This window comes from Agrobacterium sp. NPDC090283, assembly GCF_044769685.1.
In the GTDB taxonomy this organism is placed as follows: domain Bacteria; phylum Pseudomonadota; class Alphaproteobacteria; order Rhizobiales; family Rhizobiaceae; genus Agrobacterium.
Window position 1 is genome coordinate 18916 of the sequence record NZ_JBIVYG010000017.1, and the last position, 18635, is coordinate 37550.

The 18635-nt window shown below is 60.3% G+C and carries 16 protein-coding genes and 1 tRNA gene; 4 read left to right on the forward strand and 13 right to left on the reverse strand.

What is annotated here, in order from left to right:
- Nucleotides 1-18: 18 nt before the first annotated feature.
- From ACIQUH_RS21355 to ACIQUH_RS21410, 12 genes are all read right to left on the reverse strand, one after another.
- Complete coding sequence (locus ACIQUH_RS21355) at nucleotides 19-1056, reverse strand: 4-hydroxyproline epimerase (RefSeq protein ID WP_400818687.1); 1038 nt, start codon at nucleotides 1054-1056, stop codon at nucleotides 19-21.
- A 126-nt stretch (nucleotides 1057-1182) separates the two neighbouring features.
- Nucleotides 1183-2505 (reverse strand): alpha/beta hydrolase, encoded by a 1323-nt coding sequence (locus ACIQUH_RS21360; protein WP_400818910.1) that lies wholly within the window; start codon nucleotides 2503-2505, stop codon nucleotides 1183-1185.
- A gap of 189 nt (nucleotides 2506-2694) precedes the next feature.
- Nucleotides 2695-4191 (reverse strand): acetyl-CoA hydrolase/transferase family protein, encoded by a 1497-nt coding sequence (locus ACIQUH_RS21365; protein ID WP_400818689.1) that lies wholly within the window; start codon nucleotides 4189-4191, stop codon nucleotides 2695-2697.
- A 299-nt stretch (nucleotides 4192-4490) separates the two neighbouring features.
- Nucleotides 4491-5291, reverse strand: a complete 801-nt coding sequence (locus tag ACIQUH_RS21370; RefSeq protein WP_400818691.1) for a phosphodiesterase — start codon at nucleotides 5289-5291, stop codon at nucleotides 4491-4493.
- A 66-nt stretch (nucleotides 5292-5357) separates the two neighbouring features.
- Nucleotides 5358-6650: an ABC transporter substrate-binding protein gene (locus ACIQUH_RS21375; protein WP_400818693.1), complete on the reverse strand. Its 1293-nt coding sequence runs from the start codon at nucleotides 6648-6650 to the stop codon at nucleotides 5358-5360.
- A 42-nt stretch (nucleotides 6651-6692) separates the two neighbouring features.
- Nucleotides 6693-7514: a carbohydrate ABC transporter permease gene (locus tag ACIQUH_RS21380; protein WP_400818695.1), complete on the reverse strand. Its 822-nt coding sequence runs from the start codon at nucleotides 7512-7514 to the stop codon at nucleotides 6693-6695.
- A complete protein-coding gene (locus ACIQUH_RS21385; RefSeq protein ID WP_400818698.1) occupies nucleotides 7514-8440 on the reverse strand; it encodes a carbohydrate ABC transporter permease in 927 nt (308 codons plus the stop codon). The genes ACIQUH_RS21380 and ACIQUH_RS21385 overlap by 1 nt, the downstream gene beginning before the upstream one ends.
- Nucleotides 8437-9582, reverse strand: a complete 1146-nt coding sequence (locus ACIQUH_RS21390; RefSeq protein ID WP_400818700.1) for an ABC transporter ATP-binding protein — start codon at nucleotides 9580-9582, stop codon at nucleotides 8437-8439. The genes ACIQUH_RS21385 and ACIQUH_RS21390 overlap by 4 nt, the downstream gene beginning before the upstream one ends.
- A gap of 220 nt (nucleotides 9583-9802) precedes the next feature.
- Nucleotides 9803-10615: a class I SAM-dependent methyltransferase gene (locus ACIQUH_RS21395; protein ID WP_400818703.1), complete on the reverse strand. Its 813-nt coding sequence runs from the start codon at nucleotides 10613-10615 to the stop codon at nucleotides 9803-9805.
- Nucleotides 10616-10796: 181 nt separating this feature from the next.
- Nucleotides 10797-10873 (reverse strand) — tRNA-Arg (locus tag ACIQUH_RS21400).
- Between the two features lie 217 nt (nucleotides 10874-11090).
- Entirely contained in the window at nucleotides 11091-12509 is a 1419-nt protein-coding gene (locus ACIQUH_RS21405; RefSeq protein ID WP_400818912.1) for a sensor histidine kinase, read from the reverse strand.
- 244 nt (nucleotides 12510-12753) lie between these two features.
- Complete coding sequence (locus ACIQUH_RS21410) at nucleotides 12754-14802, reverse strand: methyl-accepting chemotaxis protein (RefSeq protein WP_400818705.1); 2049 nt, start codon at nucleotides 14800-14802, stop codon at nucleotides 12754-12756.
- 351 nt (nucleotides 14803-15153) lie between these two features.
- On the opposite strand from ACIQUH_RS21410, the gene rpmH reads away from it, so the two are divergent.
- The 4 genes from rpmH to yihA are packed head-to-tail and all read left to right on the forward strand — an operon-like array spanning nucleotide 15154 to nucleotide 18166.
- Nucleotides 15154-15291, forward strand: a complete 138-nt coding sequence (gene rpmH, locus ACIQUH_RS21415) for a 50S ribosomal protein L34 (protein WP_003493611.1) — start codon at nucleotides 15154-15156, stop codon at nucleotides 15289-15291.
- A gap of 36 nt (nucleotides 15292-15327) precedes the next feature.
- Entirely contained in the window at nucleotides 15328-15711 is a 384-nt protein-coding gene (rnpA, locus tag ACIQUH_RS21420) for a ribonuclease P protein component (RefSeq protein WP_400818708.1), read from the forward strand.
- Nucleotides 15711-17516 carry a membrane protein insertase YidC gene (yidC, locus tag ACIQUH_RS21425; RefSeq protein WP_400818710.1) on the forward strand — a complete coding sequence of 602 codons (1806 nt, stop codon included), beginning with the start codon at nucleotides 15711-15713 and terminating at the stop codon, nucleotides 17514-17516. Before rnpA ends, yidC begins: the two co-directional genes overlap by 1 nt.
- A complete protein-coding gene (gene yihA, locus ACIQUH_RS21430; RefSeq protein WP_149743868.1) occupies nucleotides 17513-18166 on the forward strand; it encodes a ribosome biogenesis GTP-binding protein YihA/YsxC in 654 nt (217 codons plus the stop codon). The genes yidC and yihA overlap by 4 nt, the downstream gene beginning before the upstream one ends.
- 12 nt (nucleotides 18167-18178) lie before the next feature.
- On the opposite strand, the gene ACIQUH_RS21435 is transcribed toward yihA, so the two are convergent.
- Nucleotides 18179-18556, reverse strand: coding sequence for a hypothetical protein (locus ACIQUH_RS21435; RefSeq protein WP_400818713.1), 378 nt, complete (start codon nucleotides 18554-18556; stop codon nucleotides 18179-18181).
- Nucleotides 18557-18635: the final 79 nt, after the last annotated feature.

Consider the following 18635-nt stretch of genomic DNA (forward strand, 5'->3'; position numbering starts at 1 on the left):
ATTTTTTTGAAGCAAGTCTCAGATGTTGCCCGCTTCCGGGCCCCAGACATCGGTCATGGCGAAACCGTCGGCCAGGGGGTCGAAGGGATCGAGACCGACCTGATGCAGCCCGAAGGTGAAGCCGCGCCCGGCAATGGTGGGAATGACAGCCGGACGGCCCGCCACCTCGGTGACGGCGGAAAGCCCGACATCGAATTCCGAACCGATGATCGAGCGGGACTTATATTCGTCTCCCACCTTCACCTTGCCGCGCGCATAAAGCGTGGCGAGATTGGCGGAATTGCCGGTGCCGCAGGGCGAGCGATCCGCCCGGCCCGGCCACATGGTGGTGCAGGTTCGGATGGAGCCATCCGCATCCACATCGCGGAACATCACATAGGCCACGCCTGATATTGCGGGAATTTCCGGATGAACGACGGTCATTTCGCGATTGACGCGGTCCTTCAGGATCATGCCGGCGGCGACCAGCTTTGCGGCATTGGCCTTGTCGATCGTGAGCCCGATCTGACGGACATCAACGAGCGCGTAAAAAATGCCGCCATAAGAAATATCCATCGTCACCCTGCCCCATTCGGGCGTGTCGATGCTGACATCCAGCTCATGCACAAAAGACGGAACCATGGTCAGCTTGACCTTTTCGCAGCGCCCGTCACGGCAGGTGGCCGTGGCCTTCACCAGACCGGCGGCCGTTTCCAGAATGATGACGGTTTCCGGCTCCTGCATTTCCACCATGCCGCTTTCCAGAAGCGCCGTGGTGGCGCAGATGGAATTCGAGCCGGAACTGGCATGAGCCTGATCCGGCTGGAGAATAACGAAGGCGGCATGCGCGTCCGGATGTTTCGGCGGCAGGAGAAGATTGACCGAGCCCATGGGCGTACCGCGTGGCTCCAGCGTCAGAAAACGACGCAGCGCCTCACCCTGCGGATCGGTGTTCATCCAGTGAAGCTGCTCGGCCACCGTGTTGCCGGGAATTTTCGGCGCGCCGCCGGTGACGACACGGCCGATTTCGCCTTCGCAATGGACATCGAGAAGCTGAAGGGTGCGTTTCCAACGCATGGGTCTTACTCCGGAAGTGGTTTATTGACCCGACCATACAGATAAAAATACAAGGTGTATACAAATCTGCGGGCGTGCGATGACAAAAACGCTCGACGTTTTCGCCCGATCCTCTGGCATCATGGTTTAGCGATTACGGCATTCCGCCCGGTTTCGATTGGCGGCGGCATCGCAGTTGACCCTCGACGACTGAAGCGTCTGGTCATCTACCACGGAACCGGCCGTATCGCCCACTGACCCGACGGTGTTTTCGACGGAACGTCCAAGCCGCTCCACCTGCCTGCCGTAATTCTCCCGCGTGCGCGGATCGAAGACCGCGATCGGCGCGCTGACCACAACGCTGGCCGCCGTCCCAACGGTTTGCGCAGCACCGATGCTGACCGCGCCAAGCGCTTCGCCCAGACCGACATCGGAATCCGTCACCGTCTGGCCCGCGATAAGACGGTCGCCGATCAGGCGGACGACCTCGGGGCTCTCGGCAAATTTTCCGTGGTTCAGGCGGTCGCCGGATTGCAGCTTGGTGAGATCGAGAACCGTGATGCCCGCCTTTTCCAGCTGGCTGCGATAGGGCTCGACGGATGGGTCGATCTGGCCGAGGCGATCGACATTGCCGGAAATGCGGCGCGACAGGCTGAGAGCACGGTCATCCTGCGAGACGAATAGGGTGAATTTCGGCGGTGTCTTGCCGAGGCTTGCGAATTGCCGGCTGAATACGTCCACATCCAGATCCGGCGCAGCCAGAATGACATTGCCGATCTTCGGATCGACACGGCCATTGCGGATGGCCATCTGGCGTAGTGCCTCCACCGCAAGCCAGGTGCCCATGGAATGTGCCATGACGGTGACTTCGCCGATGGACTTGTCCTTGGCGAGACGTGTCAGCATCTCCTCCAGCGCATCACGCGAATAGTTGGTGCTTTCCTTGTCGTAATTATAGTCGAAGATGCTCGCGCGCGACGGCCAGGTGAAGACGACGGGCACGACATCCGTGCCGGAATCATGGACGATCTGGGCAAAGCGATAAACGGATTCCTCGTAACGGTTGTTGAAACCATGCACGAAGACGAGGACGCGGCGGTCCTTCTGGATATGTCTGCTGATCCAGCTTCTGGTCTCCGCTTCGGAGCGAATGGGCTCCACCGCAACCGTGGTGAAATCCTTCAGCGGGTTCGGCGGCAACTTCTTCGGCCATTGCACCTGCCCGACCTTGCGATTGGCATTGGGCGGAATGGAAACCGTCACCGCATCCACCTTCAGACCCGTTCCACGCTCGCCGCCAAAAAGCACGGCGGCATTTTCCGATGGCGCACGGGTGGTGGCGACCAGAAGATTGACCGGCGTGGTTCCCGCCACGGTCTGCCCCGTCGGCGTCATGACCCCGATCGGGCGGCCCCCGCAGCCTGCGAGCAGGGCAACAATGGCGATCATGGCCACGAAGCGAATGGGCATCACGTTACTCTCCTACAACCCAGAGGCAGCCGGACAGCAGCCGGGGGGAGAGGATTTTCTACCGGAGGCGGAACTGCCGCGCCAGCAACCTGAGCACAAGAGCGGACAATTTCCACCCCGGTGTGTCCAAACGGACCCAATTACACGGCGGTTGAACCGGTGACGGCGCAGGCCTTGCGAAAGGCAGGTCTATTTCTGCAGCAGCATCGTGCCCCTTTCGCGCAAAGCCGCGTGCCAGGACAGCGCCTCTTCGATGAGATGCGGCGTGTGTCCGCCCCGCGCCACCGCCCGCTGGTAATAGTCCGTCAGCGCATCACGATAATCGGGGTGCACGCAGTTCGCGATGATGACCGCCGCGCGCTCGCGGGGTGCCAGGCCGCGCAGATCGGCGAGACCTGTTTCGGTGACGAGAATATCGACATCATGTTCGGTATGATCGACATGGCTGACCATGGGCACGACGCTGGAAATGGCGCCGCCCTTGGCGATCGATTTGGTGACGAAGATGGACATATAGGCGTTGCGGGCAAAATCCCCCGAGCCGCCGATGCCGTTCATCATGTGCGTTCCGCCGACATGGGTGGAATTGACGTTTCCGTAAATATCGAATTCCAGCGCCGTGTTGATGCCGATGATGCCGAGGCGGCGGATGACCTCAGGGTGATTGCTGACTTCCTGCGGGCGAAGGATCAGCCTGCTCTTGTACTCGGCCAATCTCGGCATCACCTGCGCATTCATGGCGGAAGACAGCGTGATCGACGAGCCCGAAGCGAAGGTCAGCTTGCCCGCGTCAAACAGTTCGAACGTCGAATCCTGCAAGACCTCCGAGTACATTTTGAGATCGTGAAACGGCGTATCGATGAAACCATGCATCACTGCATTGGCGATGGTGCCGATGCCGGCCTGAAGCGGCTGGAGTTCGTGGGTCATGCGGCCGTGGCGCACCTCGTTCAGCAGGAACTCGGTAAGGTGGCCGGCAATCGCCTTCGTCTCGTCATCCGGCGGCAGCACCGTCGAAAAACTGTCGCTCTTGTCGCTCAGAACGATGGCGGCGATCTTTTCCGGCGGCACCGGAATGAAGGGCAGGCCGACACGGCTATCCGTCGCCACCACCGGAATGGGCATACGGGTCGGGCGCTTGGCAGGAATGAAGATATCGTGCAGCCCTTCCAGCACCTCGGGCTGCGACAGGTTGATTTCGACGATGACCTTGTCGGCCAGAATAGCGAAGCTTGCGGAATTACCGACAGAGGTGGTGGGCACGATGCCGCCCTCCGCCGTGATCGCCACCGCCTCGACAATGGCGATATCGACGCCGTGGATCTGGCCGCCGCGCAATTGCTCGACCGTCTCGGACAGATGCTGATCGATGAACATCACCCTGCCGTCATTGATTGCCTTGCGTAAAGCCGGATCTGACTGGAACGGCATGCGGCGTGCCAGCATGCCGGCCTCGACCATGGTCTTGTCGAGATCGTTGCCGAGGGAGGCGCCGGTCATCAGGGTGATTTTCATGGGGTTCGTCCTGGCGCGCTCGGCCAGCGCCAGCGGCACGGCTTTGGCTTCACCGGCGCGTGTAAAACCGCTCATGCCCACGGTCATGCCATCCTGAATGAGACTGGCGGCCTCTTCCGCGCTGACAATCCTGTTCAAGAGGGACGCGTTGCGGATACGCTTTTCAAGCATGCACTTCTCCATGATCTGTCATCGCGATGGCACGGCATTCGGCTGGCCACCTCTTGGGCGACTATGGCGTGCAGTTTCACCGATGAAACTGACATAGATCAAGGGCGGGAACGGAACCATGGCTTTCGCGCCTCAAATCCCGTTCAACAAATCGCAAGTGACGCATCGGCGCGACAGGCTGAGAGGTTCTTCAGACCATCGCGACCTCCTTATCGCACAAGACTTCCGCCAAGCCTCTCCGTCGCCGGCAAGTGAGGAGGCGGAAGGCGCCTCATCGCGGCCCAAAGAATCATCCTGGGTCAGGGGCCTTCGCAGACCGGTGCCTGACCCAGAACAGCCTGCCCAACTTCCGTATCATAGGCACGCAGGCCGAATGCACCGAGACTTATGACCCGGTAACAGGGATTACCGCCCGTCCAAAGCGGATCAACGACATCGATATCAGTTATGAAACGATGGGCGCAGGCTTGCCCTGAACTATAGGCAATGCCTTCCGCTGTCGTGCCTGCCATCGGCACATGGATATGGCCGAAAATGATATGGCGTATGCCGGCCGGGTGGGCAGCGAGACGGCGCATGACAGCGCCGTCATCATGCATGCCGATATGTTCGAAATGCCGGATGCCGCAATCCATCGGCGGGTGATGAATGAACACCGTCACCGGAAGATCGCCCGCGCTTTCCAGCGCATTCTCCAGCCATGCCAGACGATCCGCACCGTAGATACCGCCGATCACATCGGCTTCGTGGCTGTCGAGAAACAGCAGCCGGCCGAAATCCGTATCGATGCAGGACTGGATATAGCCGTTGTCATCGCAGGGCTGCTCCGGGAAGGCTGCAACAAATTCCGGACGGCGGTCGTGATTGCCGAGCATCAGCCGCACGGGCATGGCGACCGGCGCGAGGATATCGCGCAGCAGCTCATAGGCTTCCGGCTCGCCGTAGTTGCAAAGATCGCCCGTCATGACAAGAAGATCGGCGTCGGCATGTTTTTCGACAATATCGGCCACTGCCGCGCGCAGCTGCTTTTCCGGGTCGACGCCGTTTATCGCGATGCCGGGCGGCAGAAGATGGGTGTCGGTGATCTGGATGATCTTCATAATCGGTCCCTCTGCGCAAAATGGCTGCGGGAACGGATTTCCCCGCAGCCTCTTTCATGGCTCTGCTTATTTCAGCAGGGCGTTGGTCTGCTCGACGATCTGCTTCAGACCGGCTTCAGGCGTAACTTCACCGCGCATGACGGTGCCGATGATGTCGCGCTGGGTGCGCCAGATGCGGACGGAATCGCCGCCCGGATAACCGGCCCAGGGCAGAGAACGATCGGCCTGAAGCGAAGCGGTCTTCACATTCGGGTTCTCGACATAATAAGGAGCGAGGAAGTCCGGGCCGGTTGCCAGCTTGTTGGTCGGCAGATAGCCGGTGATGCGAACGATGGTGTTCTGCGCTTCCGGACCGGTGATCCACTTCAGGTATTTCCAGGCAGCATCCTGCTTGGCCTTTTCCTGCGTCAGGATGACGGCGGAGTTGCCGCCGGTCGGCACGCCGCCCTTTTCCTTGTTGTCGAGCGGGAAGGTCGCCGTCTTCAGCTTGAAGCGGTCGCCGACCAGACCCTGAATCGTCTGAACGTGAGCAGGCGTCGAGAAGATGAAGCCGGTGAGGCCCGCGCCGAACTGCTGGCGCGACTGATCCCAGTCGAGCAGGTTCTGGCCACCTTCGGTGACGAACTGGCGGGTCATCTTCAGGGCGTTGAGGCCGATCTCGTTATCGAAGGCAACGGTCTTGGTCTTGTCGTCGACGAGCTTGCCGCCCTGTTCAAAGACCAGCGCCTGCCACAACCAGTCATCCGGCCAGCCGTTGATATCGTAGCTCATGCCGGCGAATTTCGGGTCGAGGGCCTTGATCTTCTTGGCGAGAGCGATGAGCTCCGGGAAAGTCGTCGGCATCTTGTCCGGGTCGCCGCCAGCCTTGGTGACGAGGTCGGAGTTGACGTAGATGATCGGCGAGGACGCATTGACCGGCAGGCCGTACTGCTTGCCGTCGATCTGGCCGAGTGCCGCCATCTTCGGGCTGTAGTTCTTGTCGAGGAAGGCCTGACCGCCTTCAGCCTGAATGAACGGGCCGAGATCGGTGATCTGGTTGCGCGGTGCGAGTGTGTGAACCAGTTCCGCCGTCAGGTTGTAACCCGAGAAATAAACATCGGGCAGATTGCCAGTGACGGCAGAGCGCAGAACCTGCTGCTGGCCTTCATTGTAACCGGCAGCCGGAGCGAGGAAGTTGATCTTCACGTCAGGGTTTTTCTTCATGAATTCATCGGCCAGCGGCTGATGGAATTTCGTGAAGCCCGGCAGGTTGTAAAGAACGTTGAGTGTGATTTCATTGGCCAGAACCGGCTGTGCGAGGCCAGCAAAAGCCATGCCAAGAGCCAGACCGCCCACCACGGCGCGTCGGTTGAGTTTCATGTCAGTCTCCAGAAAGGTTGGGAGGAGGAAGTCTGAACGGCATCACTTGACGCCGGTCATGGTAATACCGGCGATGAAGTGCCGCCGTGCGAGGAGGAAGCACAGCACCATCGGCGCGGTAATCAGTGTGGCGCCCGCCATCAGCGCACCGTAATTCGCGCCGGATTCGACATCGGCGAAAAGCATCATGCCAAGCGGCGGCGGGGCGAGATTGGTGTCGGAGATGACGATCATCGGCCAGTAGAGATCGTTCCAGTGGGCAACCAGCGAGAAGATCGAGAAAGCCGCAAGCGACGGCAGCGAACCGCGAAGCACCAGCCCCCAGCAGATTTCCATTTCCGAAAAACCGTCCATGCGGGCGGCTTCGATGATTTCATCGGGGTAGCTGCGGAAGGACTGGTTGAACAGGAAGATGGCGAAAACCGAAAGGAAGAACGGCATCATCATCGCGAAGTAGGTGTTTAAAAGCTGCGTCTTGGCCAGCCCGACAAAGAGCGGCAGCGCCAACGCCTGAATGGGCACGCAGAGCGCCGCGATGACGAGGCCCAGCAGCAGCTTGCGGCCCGGAAACCGGAGTTTCGCCAAAGCATAGGCGGCCGGAACCGAGGTGAGGATCTGCACGACGAGAATGCCGACACAGACGATGACGCCGTTCAGCATGAAACGGCCCATCGGCACCTGTCCCGCCGCCCGGGCGTAATTGTCGGCCGCGTCGAATTTCTGCGGGATGGGCCAGAGCGAGACGTCGAATATTTCCGCCGGCGAGCGGATCGACGTCAGGGCCATCCAATAGAATGGCAGGAGCATCACGAAAGCGCCAAGAGCAAGAACGAGATGCGGGAGATATTTGCGGAATACGGCCATCAGTAATGCACCTTCCGGTCCATGTGCAGCGTCTGGCCAATCGACAGGATCAGCACGATCACGAGGAAAATAATAGTCAGTGCGGCGGCATAACCGGTGTTGGAATATTCGAAACCTTCAAGATAAAGATCGAACAGCAGGGTTTCCGAACCGAAGCGGCCCTTGGTCAGCACGGCGACCGTTTCGAACACCTTGAAGGCCGAGATGGAGGTGGTGACCACCACGAACATGGTCGTCGGCCCGAGCATCGGCCATGTCACAGTCAGGAACCGGTCGACCGGGTTCTTGGCGCCATCCAGCCGCGCCGCCTCATGCAGATCCTTCGAAATGGCGGTGAGGCCGGCGAGGAAGAGCACCATGTTGAAGCCCAGAACCTGCCAGATGCCGATCAGCGCCATGGTGGGAATGAGGAGAACGGGGTTGGAGAGAAAGGCGACAGGCTCGAAACCCAGCCATTTGATCGCCGCGTTCACAGGGCCGAGCGAAGGGTGCAACAGGAACTGCCACACCGTCGCCATGGCGACGAGGGTTGCGGTGACGGGAAGAAAATAGGCCACTTCCCAGAAGGCGCGGCTGCGCTTGCGGTTATAGACCAGCAGAGCGACCCCAAGCGCGAGAAACACGCCAAAGGGAATGACGATGATCGCATAGATGGCGGTGTTCGCCAGTGCGCGCAGGAAAACCGGATCCTGAAACGCCTTCACGAAATTGCCGAGGCCAATGAAGCGGGTGGAAAGTGCCCCAAGCTGGTAATCCGTGACGGAAAAACCGGCGAGAACCAGCATCGGAACGATATAAATGGCCAAAAGCAGCAGGCTTGCGGGCGCTGCGAACATCAGGCCACGCCACATCATCCGCCGGTCCGCCTTCGACAGGCGCGGACGGGACCTGGCACGCAGGGGCGTGGAAATATCGACAGCCGTCATGCCGGCACCCGTTCACGCACCGTCACCTTGCGGCGCAGGCCATCGGCCGCGAAAAGATGCGCGCGATCCGGCGCAAAGCCCAGATTCATCATGCCATTTGCATCGGCGCCCAGCGCCTCACCCGCGCCCTGGCGAAGGGTGATGGCGACTGTCTCGTCGCTGAGCAGGCGGCAGCTCACGAAACGGTCGGCACCGTGGGTTTCACTACGCACCACGCGGACAGTGAAACCTTCCTCGCCCGGATGCAGATCCTCGGCACGAAGGCCGAGTGTCGCCGGGCCGGCATCACGACCCGCGCCCTCTATGCCAAGATCGCGTCCAAAGGCCGTGACCCTGCCCTGCGCATCGATTTCGACCGGCAGCAGGTTGATCGATGGCGTGCCGATAAAACGCGCGACCGTCAGTGTCGCGGGCTTGCGGTAAAGCTCGTCTGGTGTGCCGAGCTGTTCGATGCGGCCTTCCGACATCAGCGCAATGCGATCGGACATGGTCATGGCTTCGATCTGGTCATGGGTGACATAGATGAAGGTCGCGCCGAGCCGGCGGTGCAGGCCCGCCAGTTCCTCGCGCATATGGGCGCGGAGCTTGGCGTCGAGGTTGGAAAGCGGCTCATCCATCAGGAAGGCGGCGGGCGAGCGCACCAGCGCCCGGGCAAGCGCCACACGCTGGCGCTGACCACCGGAAAGCTGCGCCGGCCTGCGATCCAGCAGATGCGCGATCTGCAGCGTCTCGGCCGCCTGTTCAACGGCGGCATCAATCTGCTTCAATGTTTCCGCGGGCGCTGCAAAACGCCCGATCAACGGCAGGCGGGCAGCGAAAGGCAGGCGCCGCATTCTGAGCGGCGTTGCAATATTCTGGCGCACGCTCATATGCGGATAAAGCGCATAGGACTGAAACACCATCGCCAGATTGCGATCGCTCGGATCGATCTCCGTCACATCCTGCCCGCCGATCGAAACCGAACCGCGATCCGGCGATTCCAGCCCGGCAATGATGCGCAGCAGCGTGGACTTGCCGCAGCCCGACATGCCGACGAGGGAGAGGAATTCGCCCGGACGAATGGAAAGATCGATCTCTTTCAGAACATCGTCAGCCCCGAAGCCTTTGCCGATGCCTGAAAGTTCAAGTGATTGTGGCGTCATTCTGCGCTCCTTTTCTGGAGCGCATATGCTTATATTGTATGACAATATGACGAAGGTTTGCGGAAACTTCGGTGACATCGAAAAGCCCGGCAACACCGGCCGATCGCGAGGCCCTGCGGCACAGGCATTCTCAAAAACCCAGCAATATTGAGGGGGCTCGTTTCCAGACGCCGCAAGCCCGCTCATCCCGGAAGGAACCTGCCGGTTTGTGCGGGCCGTTTCAGACCGCAGCGAGAATCACATGCGCCTGAATTTTGGCGGAAACCGCACCGCTTCCATGCCGCGCTTCAATCGCGGCGGCGGCACAGTCAGTCGCGGCATCGAGCTTCTCCGGCGCCCTGGCCTCTATTTCGGTTCGAAGCACAGTTCCCTGACAATAGGCCAAGGCGGCGAAACGCGGCGAAGGCGCGCGGCTTTGCGCCACCACCGTCTCGATCGTCACGCGGGAAAAACCGGCATTCTCCAGCTCACGGCGTATCAATGCCGTATCATGATAACCATGCGGTGTCCGGGCCATGAAGCGCGGCGGATCCTCGGGAAAAAGGCCGGCAAGGGCCTTCGTCACATCATCCGCGAAGTGATTTTCCTCGATGCGATCCCAGACGTTGAATAAATAATGCCCGCCGGGCTTCAGCATCCGCCTGGCCTCGCGATAGGCGGATGGGCGATCATTAAAAAACATCGCGCCGAACTGGCAGAAAACAAGATCAAAGCCAGCGTTTCCAAAAGGCAGGATCTGGGCATCTGCCTGCTGCCATTTTATGCGATGGTCGGGCGCCTGCTGCGCCGCTGCAAAATCAAGCATCGGCTGATTGAGGTCGGTCACCACATAATTTGCCGCAGGCAATAATCTTGGAGCCAGTTCCCGCGTGACAGCCCCGGTGCCCGCGGCAACCTCCAGAACATCAACCGGCATCAAGGCCGCCGCCCGCCGCGCCAGATCGGCGGCGAACGGCGCAAAGATCAACGGCACCATATAGCGGTCGTAATTTTCCGGAATCGAACCCGCAAACACCTTGTCCGCTTCCAACATGGCTTTCACTCCGCGCCATCTGATGAGCGGAGGATTTTAGCATATATCCGGAAGGTTCGGAATTCGCTGAGTCTTGCTGGGTTTTGGCGCCAATGCAGACGGATCGGCAATTGGAGACATCAACCGGCGCATATGGCAGCCAGCAGTGCGTTCCAGCGTATCTTTTCAAAGGGAAGAAAAATGGCGCACCCGAAGAGATTCGAACTCCTGACCCCCAGATTCGTAGTCTGGTGCTCTATCCAGCTGAGCTACGGGTGCGTGCCGTTCCGGTCGTTTCCGGTGGCGTGGCGATCCTCTAAAACGTCCTCATTCCGAATGCAAGCGATTTCGTTTCGAAATTGTCATTTTTCCGCAGCAATTCGCGTATCGCATTGATTATATTGCAAATTCCATGCGGACCATTTTCCGCGAGCCTGATGGGGGCTCGATTCCGCCGAAGATGATGACGTCCCGAACCTGCTGCCGGGCGGGTTCTTCAGGCGGTTCTGGCTGCCTGTACGGAAGCGGCCCGGTCAGCGATTTCGATACGGAACTGCGTGCCGGGACCGGGTTTTTCGACAAGCGCGATCGTACCGCCATGAGCAAGCACGAGTTCGCGGGCAATGACGAGGCCAAGACCCGTGCCGCCGGAGCGGGCCGATCCCCTGAAAGCGGAAAACAGGTTTTCCTTGGCCTTGCGCGGCATTCCCGGCCCATTGTCGTCGATGACGATGCTGACGACGCTGCCCGCCCTCTGGGCCGAAATGGAAAGGTGTCGCGGCGCGGCATTCGCCGCATCGGATTGAAGGGCCTGAACCGCGTTGCGACAGAGATTGTGGATGACCCGGAAAAGCTGTTCGGAATCCGCATCCACCGTGAGATCGGGCGCAACGCTGTCCTGGAACTCGATGCCGCCGTCTGGATCGAGCGCCAGAATATCGCGCACATCCCGCACCAGAAGGCTCAACGGCACCATCTTGCGTTTCGGCGCACCCTCCGTTGCCTGGCCATAGGCCAGAACCTCACCGGTATAGGCCACGGCGCGGTCGATGGTGCGCAGCAGTTTCGGCGCGAAACTTCTCACCATCGGATCCTTGGCATCCACCAGACGGTCCGACATGAGCTGCGCGGAGGACAGGATGTTGCGCATGTCATGGTTGATCTTCGAGACCGCAAGGCCGAGATCCACGAGATTCTTCTGCTGGCGCAGGGTTTTTTGCAGTTCGGTCTGCATGTCGGCGAGGTGGCGGCCCGCAACGGACAGTTCGTCGGTCCCTTCCTCGGGCACGAAAATCCGCTCGGGATTACCCGGATCCTCCGAGAAATTCTGCATGCCGAGCGTCAACCGGCGTATGGGCCGGATCATGATGCGGTTGATGGAGACGAAGATCAGGCCCGCGGTGATTAGCGACAGGACGATGGAGATCAGGAAAACGTTGCGGGCGTAAGCAAGCATCGCCGCCCGCAGCTTGTTTTCACCGAGCACCAACTCGATGATCGTGTCGCTGTCGCCGACGACATCAAAAACGCGGATGACGCGGTTGCCGCCGAACAGCAGGGTGGAAAAGGCGTCCCGCACAGCCGCCACCTGCGAAACATCGGAAAGATCATATTGCTCGTCAACGCCGGGCGGCGTCTCCGCCACGGCGAGCAGCCGCGAGGTACCGTCCTTGCGCAGCGCGATAAGCTTCGCCCCGGTTGCCATCAGCGTGTCGTTCTGCACGCTTCGCGGCAGTTCGGCCTGCAGGCCATCGATGACGGCACCGGCGGCAGCGGCCGTATTCAGACGATCACGCAGCCATGAAAGACGCATATTGGCGACGGAAGGCACGAAAATCAGCACTTCCGCGATCATCACGAAAATGACCGTGAGCAGCAGCAGCCGTCCTGAAAGACCGGCGGTCAATCCCGGCATGCAATGCACCGGATCGTCTTGCGTGCGGTCCAAGCTGTCTACGCCTTTAGAAAACACCGGGCCATGATCCTGTATGCGTGCCGCCGCTTGCGTGGAACGGCTCGGTTTATATGCAGCGACGATAATAGGACCTAATGGATATTTTTCCAATGCGCTGCAAAACAAAGGTTTTCATCGCCGGAAAAACAAACGCCGCCCGGCAGGGGCGGCGTTTGAGCCTGTTTGAAGCGAAACCGCAGGTGGCCTAGAACTCCTGCCAGTCGCCATGCGCGGGCGCTGCCGCAGGCTGGGCATTGAGCGCGCGGCTGACGCTGTTCATCAATTTGCGGGCCGGGGATGCCACCGCCGGCGTCCTGCCGGAGACAGCCACCGGTCCGGCGGAGACCGTCATCGGCCTCGGGGGCTGCTCGCTGCGATGGCTGCGCTGCGTATTCTCGGCGCCGACGTTGAAGCGCGCCACCAGCGTCACGAGATGGTCCGCCTCGCTGCTCAGCTTGTGGGTTGCAGCCGAGGTCTCCTCCACCATGGCGGCGTTGCGCTGCGTTACCTGATCCATCTGGTTGATGGCGGTATTCACCTCGTGCAGTCCGGTGGACTGTTCCCTGGCAGCCGTCGCGATCGAATGGATGTGCTCGTTGATTGCGAGAACGCGGGTCTCGATCTCGTTCAGCGCGCCACCGGTTCTCTGCACCAGCGACACGCCACGCCCGACCTCTTCGCCGGATTTGGTAATCAGCGCCTTGATGTCTTTGGCGGCCGTCGCGGACCGTTGCGCAAGTTCCCGCACTTCCTGTGCGACGACGGCAAAGCCCTTACCGGCTTCGCCGGCGCGCGCCGCTTCCACGCCGGCATTCAGCGCCAGCAGGTTCGTCTGGAAGGCAATTTCATCGATGACGTTGATGATCTGGCTGATCTCGCGAGAGGCGTGCTCGATGCGATCCATGGCGGAAACGGCATCGCGCACGACATTGGCGGATTCTTCCGTCTTCTGCTTCGTTTCGGCGACCATGGCGCTGGCTTCCTGCGCGCGATCGGTCGAATTGCGAACGACGGCGGTGATCTCATCCAGAGCCGCGGAGGTTTCCTCCAGTGCCGCAGCCTGCTGTTCCGTCCGCTTCGACAGGTCGTCGGCCGCCGAGCGCAGTTCGTTCGCGTTGCCGCTGATGCCTTCCGTGCTGCCGCGCACTTCGCGCATCGTCTCGCGCAGCTTGGTCAGCGTCTGGTTGACGTTCTCCTGAAGTTCGGCGAACACACCGCGGAACTCGCCATCCATCCGCTCCGTCAGATCGCCCCGCGCCAGACCTCCGATGACACGGTTGGTCTCGGAAACACCGTTGTGTACCCCGGTGAGGAGCGAATTGATCGTCGCGGCGAAACGGTTGAGGTTCTCTTCGCCATAATCCTTGTTGATGCGGCGGCTGAAATCGCCCTGGGCCGCGGCGTCGACGACGACGGCCATGCCGGCCTGCAGATCGTCGCTCTTGGCGCGCATGGCGGCTTCCTGCGCATTCATGCGGCGCACTTCGCTGCCGTTTTTCTTGAAGACCTCGACGGCCGCAGCCATTTCGCCGATTTCGTCGTTGCGGCCGAGATAGGGGACGTCCGCGTCCAGATTTCCATCGGCCACGGCATTCATCACCTGCGAAACCCTGCGGATGGGTGCGCTGAGTTGCCGCGTACCAATATAGAGGCCGAACGCGGCTCCCGCGCCGACGCCGGCAACCGTTACCGCGACGATCGCCCAGAATATGGTGGTGCTGAAAGAATCGACTCCCGCCTTTACGACTTCCAGTTCGGCAAGATCGTTTTTCACGACACTGTCGATCTCCGCCTGATAGGCCTTGCGATTGGCGCGGTTCGCCTCGTTATTGCCCTGCTGGCTGGCCGCCTGCGGCCCGTTTTCCTTCCCCAGCCGGACAGTCTCCAGACGGAAGGTCCGGAATTCCTTGGACCGGCTGACAAGCTTGTCGAAACTCGCCTGCTGTTCCGCCGGCACGAGCGGCGCCCAGCTGGCAATCAGCTTTTCCATGGCGTCGAGGTTTTTGACCATGCCGTCGGCAAAGGGGGTAGCCGCAGCCACATCGGCCGCCGCATAAACGCCACGCGCCTCCATGACGACTGCCGTTACCAGTCGATTGAGCGCCTCGCCCTTGTATGCCCTTTCGGCGGCTTCCTCGAAGTGATGCGACCGAACCCAGAATTCGTTGATCGCATAGATGGACAGCCCGCCAATGGTGCAGGCCACAAGGCTCATCAGCCCGACAAGTAGATTGATACGACCACGAATTCTCAACTTCGTTCCCCCAACAAAAACCAGCGCCAAGATGAAAATGGGAAGCTGGCATAACTTTTCGCGTCACAAGATTTATCAATGCCGCGTTAAGAAAGAATTTCAGATTTTATCGATTGCGCGCCGGAATCGGCCTCTATTGGCAGTCGGCGAAGGAGATGGCGGTGCGTTTTCCGCAAAAGGTGAAGCGCGAAAACCCCTTCGGCAATTGACTTTGCTCGGCCTATGCCCTTATAAGCCGCGCACGCTCGGCCATTGAAAGCTCGCCCAGGCGGGGTTAGCCGTGCAAAAAACGAAACGCTCTTGCAAATTATTGCAAATTCAAGAAGGGCCGCACACCGCGGTATTAAATAAATGTCGAAGCGTACTTACCAACCGTCCAAGCTTGTCCGCAAGCGTCGCCATGGCTTCCGCGCCCGTATGGCTACCGCTGGCGGCCGCAAGGTTCTCGCAGCCCGCCGTGCGCGCGGCCGCGCTCGTCTTTCGGCTTAATTGCCGTCTCTGTGACCCGGTGAAAGTCGCGGGCACATGAGCAAGACAGGAAAACTGCCCGGCCGGCTTAAAAACCGGTCGGATTTCCTTGCCGTTCAGGCAGGAGAAAAACGGCGGGGAAGCACCTTTCTTCTGGAAGTGCTTGACCGGAGAGCCCCGGAAACCGAACCTCGCGTCGGTTTTACCGTAACGAAAAGACAAGGCAACGCGGTCGAGCGAAATCGCATGCGCCGCCGTCTCAAGGAAGCCGTCAGGCTTTCTGCCGGGGTCGCAATGAAGCCCGGTCATGACTATGTGATTGTCGCCCGCAGGGACGTGCTCGATACGGCCTTCCCGAAACTTCAGTCTCTCCTTAACGAGCGGATTGAAGGGACGGCGAAACCGAAACGGTCCCAGGAGACCCGCTCCAGGAAAGAATGATGGAAAAGAACCGTAATTACTTCATCGCGATAGCCCTTTCGGTTGTCATCGTCCTCGCCTGGCAATTCCTTTACATGAATCCGCGTATCGAGCAGCAGCGCCGCGCCGAAGAGGCCCGCCAGGCGCAGCAGCAGCAGACGACGCAGCAACAGCAGCCGGCGCCGGGCGCCGCTCCAGGTGCTGCCGTTGAAGGCGCACCGCCCGCCTCCTCACCGCAGACTGCCGCCACGGCGACCCGCGAGGAGTCGATTGCAAGAACCCAGCGCGTGGCCATCGAGACCAACGCCATCGCCGGCTCGATCAACCTCACCGGCGCCCGCTTCGATGACATCCGGCTCAAGGATTACCATGAGACCGTCGATGACTCGAGCCCGATCATCACGCTGTTCTCGCCCTCCGACACCAAGGACGGCTACTTCACCGAACTCGGTTACGTTGCAGCACAGGAAGTCGGCGGTGTTCCCGGCCCGACCACCGTCTGGACGCTGGCAAGCGGCGACAAGCTGACGGAAACCACCCCGGTCACCCTCACCTATACCAATTCCAAGGGCGTGATTTTCTCCCGTACGGTTTCGATCGACGAGCATTACATGATCTCGGTCGCCGACAAGGTAGAGAACCCCGGCCAGGCGGCGATCTCCTTCGCCACCTATGGCCGTGTAACGCGCAACAACAAGCCTGCAGTTCCCCCCGTCTTCGTCATCCATGAAGGCTTCCTCGGCGTTTCGGGCAAAGACGGCAGCCTGACGGAAGAAAAGTACAAGGACGTCGAAGAAGCACCGGTCACGGTTGCCAAGGCGACCGGCGGCTGGCTCGGCATCACCGACAAATATTGGGCCGCGGCCATCGTTCCGCCCCAGACGACGCCGTTCGAAACCCGCTATTCGCACATCACCGGCAATCAGCCGAGCTATCAGGCCGATTTCAAGAGCGACCCGATGACGGTCGAGCCCGGCCAGTCGATCGAGCTGAAGAGCCTCGTCTTCGCCGGCGCCAAGGAAGTGCCGCTGGTTGACCGCTATGAAAAAGAATACTCCATTCCGAAGTTCGACCTTCTGATCGACTGGGGCTGGTTCTACTTCATCACCAAGCCGATGTTCAAACTGATGGATTTCTTCTTCCGTTATTTTGGCAATTTCGGCGTGGCGATCCTGCTCACCACCATCGTCGTCAAGGCGCTCTTCTTCCCGCTCGCCAGCAAGCAATATGCGTCCATGGCGAACATGAAGCGCGTGCAGCCGAAGATGGAAGAGCTGAAAGCCAAGCATGGCGATGACCGCATGGCCATGCAGCAGGCGATGATGCAGCTCTACAAGGAAGAGAAGATCAACCCGGTTGCCGGCTGCTGGCCGATGCTTCTGCAGATCCCGGTCTTCTTCGCGCTCTACAAGGTCATCTACGTCACCATCGAAATGCGGCACGCGCCGTTCTTCGGCTGGATTCACGACCTGTCCGCGCCGGATCCGACGTCGCTGTTCAATCTCTTCGGCCTTCTGCCCTATGATGTGCCGCACTTCCTGATGATCGGCGTCTGGCCGCTGGTCATGGGCATCACCATGTTCCTGCAGATGCGCATGAACCCGACGCCGCCCGATCCGACGCAGGCGATGATCTTCAACTGGATGCCGCTGATCTTCACATTCATGCTGGCCTCCTTCCCGGCCGGTCTGGTCATCTACTGGGCATGGAACAACACGCTCTCCATCACCCAGCAGGCCGTCATCATGAAGCGCCAGGGCGCCAAGATCGAGCTGTTCGATAACATCAAGGGGCTGTTCAAGCGAAAGCCGGTGCAATCGAAATGACCGAGACCGGCACGGCAACCGAAAAGCCCCTGTTCGGGCGACCCTGGATTTTCATTCGCGGCGTTCCCGCAATGAAATTCCTGCCGCCCGAAGGCCCGCCGGAGATTGCCTTCGCCGGCCGTTCGAATGTCGGCAAGTCCTCGCTCATCAATGCGCTGGTGGGCCACAAGGGGCTTGCCCGCACCTCCAACACGCCCGGACGCACGCAGGAACTCAACTATTTCGTTCCGGATGGTTATTCCGGCGAAGCGGGCGATCTGCCGCCGATGGCGCTGGTCGACATGCCCGGTTACGGTTATGCGCAGGCCCCCAAGGATCAGGTCGATGCCTGGACGAAGCTCGTCTTCGATTATCTGCGCGGTCGTGCGACGCTGAAGCGCGTTTACGTGCTGATCGATTCCCGCCACGGCGTGAAAAAGAATGACGAGGAGGTTCTGACCCTGCTCGACAAGGCGGCCGTTTCCTACCAGATCGTGCTGACGAAGACGGACAAGATCAAGGATGCCGGTGTTCCGCGGCTGATCGGCGAAACGCTGGAGAAAATCCGCAAGCGTCCTGCCGCCTATCCGGAAGTTCTCGCCACATCCTCGGAAAAATCATTCGGGCTGGATAGCCTGCGGGCCGAGATCGTCAGAACGATCTCTCTCTGAAAGGCGCGCCTCTCAGGCGATGGTGAAAAGCAGAACGGCGGTCCAGAGCATCGCCGTCAACGCCAGAAGGCGCCAGAAGCGCACCGAATGCCAGACCTCCGAAAGCATGGCAGCGAGCATGCTGCCACCCCGCAGCGGCTGGCTCCTGAATGGCAGGCCGGAGCGGCTCGGGTCCCGTTCCAGCAGCGCGGCAACGGTTGCGTTTTCGCGATATTCGGTTTCCGCCAGATTGTCCCGCCAGCGCCTGACCATGGCAGCGAACTGGCGGTCGCGTTTGACGCGCTTGGCAAGCTCCGCCATGTTTTCCGGCGGCAGGGCACCCAGCACATATTCGCCCGCAAGGACTTCATCCCGCAAACCGCTTTGCTTGTCTCGATCGGGTGCCGTCATATGGTCTCTCGCTCCTCGGTCGTTCAGGTCAGCATCGCTTCCGCGGCGCGCGACATCCCATATCGCCCTGAATTAACCC

Coding starts and splice junctions, on each gene's coding strand:
- ACIQUH_RS21355 (WP_400818687.1), bottom strand. CDS start 1,056: ATGCGTTGGAAACGCACCCTTCAGCTTCTCGATGTCCATTGCGAAGGC.
- ACIQUH_RS21360 (WP_400818910.1), bottom strand. CDS start 2,505: ATGCCCATTCGCTTCGTGGCCATGATCGCCATTGTTGCCCTGCTCGCA.
- ACIQUH_RS21365 (WP_400818689.1), bottom strand. CDS start 4,191: ATGCTTGAAAAGCGTATCCGCAACGCGTCCCTCTTGAACAGGATTGTC.
- ACIQUH_RS21370 (WP_400818691.1), bottom strand. CDS start 5,291: ATGAAGATCATCCAGATCACCGACACCCATCTTCTGCCGCCCGGCATC.
- ACIQUH_RS21375 (WP_400818693.1), bottom strand. CDS start 6,650: ATGAAACTCAACCGACGCGCCGTGGTGGGCGGTCTGGCTCTTGGCATG.
- ACIQUH_RS21380 (WP_400818695.1), bottom strand. CDS start 7,514: ATGGCCGTATTCCGCAAATATCTCCCGCATCTCGTTCTTGCTCTTGGC.
- ACIQUH_RS21385 (WP_400818698.1), bottom strand. CDS start 8,440: ATGACGGCTGTCGATATTTCCACGCCCCTGCGTGCCAGGTCCCGTCCG.
- ACIQUH_RS21390 (WP_400818700.1), bottom strand. CDS start 9,582: ATGACGCCACAATCACTTGAACTTTCAGGCATCGGCAAAGGCTTCGGG.
- ACIQUH_RS21395 (WP_400818703.1), bottom strand. CDS start 10,615: ATGTTGGAAGCGGACAAGGTGTTTGCGGGTTCGATTCCGGAAAATTAC.
- ACIQUH_RS21405 (WP_400818912.1), bottom strand. CDS start 12,509: ATGCCGGGATTGACCGCCGGTCTTTCAGGACGGCTGCTGCTGCTCACG.
- rpmH (WP_003493611.1), top strand. CDS start 15,154: ATGTCGAAGCGTACTTACCAACCGTCCAAGCTTGTCCGCAAGCGTCGC.
- rnpA (WP_400818708.1), top strand. CDS start 15,328: ATGAGCAAGACAGGAAAACTGCCCGGCCGGCTTAAAAACCGGTCGGAT.
- yidC (WP_400818710.1), top strand. CDS start 15,711: ATGGAAAAGAACCGTAATTACTTCATCGCGATAGCCCTTTCGGTTGTC.
- yihA (WP_149743868.1), top strand. CDS start 17,513: ATGACCGAGACCGGCACGGCAACCGAAAAGCCCCTGTTCGGGCGACCC.
- ACIQUH_RS21435 (WP_400818713.1), bottom strand. CDS start 18,556: ATGACGGCACCCGATCGAGACAAGCAAAGCGGTTTGCGGGATGAAGTC.